Here is a 2,423-nt window from a genome sequence, read left to right as displayed (position 1 = left end):
AAAGTCGGATGATCCGCAGGCTCCACAAGCTGCCCGGACTGGCCGCGGCCTTGCTGCTGATGGTGATGTCGCTGAGCGGTGTGGTGCTGTCGGTCCTGCCGGCCGTCGAGGCTGCGCGGATGCCCGCTGCTGCCGAGGTCGGCCTTGCAGTTGCGGATCTCGTCGATCGCGTGACGTTCCACCATCCCGGGGTCGAGCAGATCCGCCGTTCGACGTCGGGTCGGATCACCGCCTGGTTCTACGAGAATGGTCGCCCTGGAGCGGCAACGGTCGATCCGGCAACCGGAGCGGATTCGGGCAGCGCCGACCGCCCCGCCCCCGAGCGGTGGCTGACCAATCTTCATCGCTCGCTTTTTCTTGGCGATGCGGGCCGCATTGCCGTGGCGGTGGCCGCAGGTGCGCTGTCGGTCATCGCTCTTTCGGGGCTCCTCCTGACGGTTCGGCGGATCGGGGGCTGGCGCCGTTACCTGGCGCCGCTACGCGGTCCACTGACCGCGAGGCTGCATCTTGAAGTCGCCCGCATCATCAGCCCGGCGCTGATCCTTTTGTCCGTGACGGGCTTGTGGATGACAGCGGCCACGTTCGATCTGCTGCCACAAGATGGGGTGACGAGACCTCCCGAGGCTGTCAGCGGACAGACCGGATATGCGCTGTCGGACATGCCGCTGCTGCGCGAGACACCTGTTGTATCCCTGCGCGTCCTGACCTTTCCCTATCCCGACGACGCCAGCGACGTCGTCACGCTGGAAACCGCGCGTGGAGAGATCTGGCTCGATCAGGGCACCGGCGAGGTCGTCGGGCAATCCGACCGCGGCCCGTGGGAGCGCGTCACCGAGACGATCTATTGGCTTCATACCGCAGAAGGGTCCCCTGCCTTGGGGCTCCTGCTGGGCTTCATGGCGCTGGGAGTGCCTATCTTGTCAACGACCGGCGTCTTGATGTGGCTGGAGGCCCGGATGAGGCGACCGCGCATCAAGGGAAGCGTTGCGGCCCGACAGGCGGACACGATCCTGCTGGTCGGCAGCGAGGCGGGTAGCACCTGGGGTTTCGCCGCAACATTGCAGATTGCCCTGACCGCGGCAGGACGCAGCGTACATGTCGGCGCGATGTCCGGCTTCGACCTGGATCTCTACCGAAGGGCGACGGAGCTGATCCTGCTGACTGCAACATACGGCGACGGGGCGGCCCCCGCCTCTGCGTCGGCCTTCCTGTCTCGCTTCGTGACAGCCAGCGCCCCGGAGCGGCTGCGTCTCGCGGTTCTCGGCTTTGGCGACCGCCAGTTTCCGTCGTTCTGCGGCTACGCCGAGCAGGTTGCGCAGGCAGCCGAGGCCGGGGGCTGGAGAACCCTGCTGCCGCTGGATCGGATCGACCGGCAGTCTTCGCAAGATTTCTCCAGATGGGGTAGAGCGCTCGGCTTGACGCTGGGGATCGAGCTGGACCTGAACCATCAGCCTGTCGCACCGAAGGCCGTCCAGCTGACACTAATGAGCCGCCGCGACTACGGGGAAGAGGTTGGCGCCCCGACTGCCATTCTCCGCTTTGGGCTGCCGCCGGCAGGCTTTGCCGACCGGTTGCTGCAGCGCGGCTTCGCCTCCTTCGAGGCGGGCGACCTGATCGGCGTCCTGCCCGAGGGATCTGCGGTCCCGCGGCTCTATTCCCTCGCCTCGGCCTCGCGCGATGGGTTTGCCGAGATTTGCGTGCGCCGCCATCCGGGTGGTCTGTGTTCGTCGCAGCTCACCGACCTGTCACCCGGCGACCGGATCACTGCGTTCCTGCGCCCGAACCCGGCGTTCCGGCCGGCGCCAGGGCGCTCCCCGGTCATCCTGATCGGCGCGGGCACCGGGATCGGACCCCTCGCGGGCTTCGCCCGCGCCAATCGGCGCGGGCGGGCGATGCATCTGTATTTCGGCGCCCGCCATGCCGAGAGTGACCTGCTCTATGGCGAGGATATGGCTGTCTGGCAGGCCGATGACCGACTGACGTCCGTGACGACGGCCTACTCGCGCATGGTTCCGCGGTTGCACGTTCAGGACGCTCTGCGCCGCGACGCGGCCCGGATCGTGGCGCTGATCACCGAAGGCGCGCAGATCATGGTCTGTGGCGGGCGCGACATGGCGGCAGGTGTCAACGCTGCGCTGACAGACATCCTTGCCCCGGCGGGCCTGTCGCCCGCTCTACTGAAAGCCGAGGGACGCTATGCCGAAGATGTCTATTGAGCCTGTCCGCCATGTCCTGAGCGGCCCCACAATGGGCACGCGATGGTCCGCCACGATCTATGCCCCCGCGGCGTTCGACGCCCGCCCCGTCACGGAAGCCCTGGCAGCCGAGGTCGGGCGGGTGGATGATCAGATGTCCACATGGAAGTCGGAGTCCGACCTTATGCGGCTGAACGCGGCGGCTCCGGGTCGGTGGGTGGACATTCC

General features: G+C 67.4%; 2 protein-coding genes. Both read left to right on the top strand.

Annotated features, from left to right (window positions below):
* Positions 1-8 precede the first annotated feature (8 nt).
* Positions 9-2,216 (top strand): PepSY domain-containing protein, encoded by a 2,208-nt coding sequence (locus C5F48_RS23140; RefSeq protein WP_107666047.1) that lies wholly within the window; start codon positions 9-11, stop codon positions 2,214-2,216.
* A partial coding sequence (locus C5F48_RS23135; RefSeq protein ID WP_146170734.1) for an FAD:protein FMN transferase occupies positions 2,197-2,423 on the top strand: 227 nt, incomplete at its 3' end. The genes C5F48_RS23140 and C5F48_RS23135, both read left to right, overlap by 20 nt.

This window comes from Cereibacter changlensis JA139 (assembly GCF_003034985.1).
GTDB lineage: Bacteria > Pseudomonadota > Alphaproteobacteria > Rhodobacterales > Rhodobacteraceae > Cereibacter > Cereibacter changlensis.
The sequence above is the reverse complement of the archived record's forward strand: the minus strand, read 5'-3'. Positions and strand labels throughout refer to the sequence as shown.

Excerpts from the sequence above, each read along its gene's own strand:
- C5F48_RS23140 (WP_107666047.1), top strand. The coding sequence starts at position 9 with ATGATCCGCAGGCTCCACAAGCTGCCCGGACTGGCCGCGGCCTTGCTG.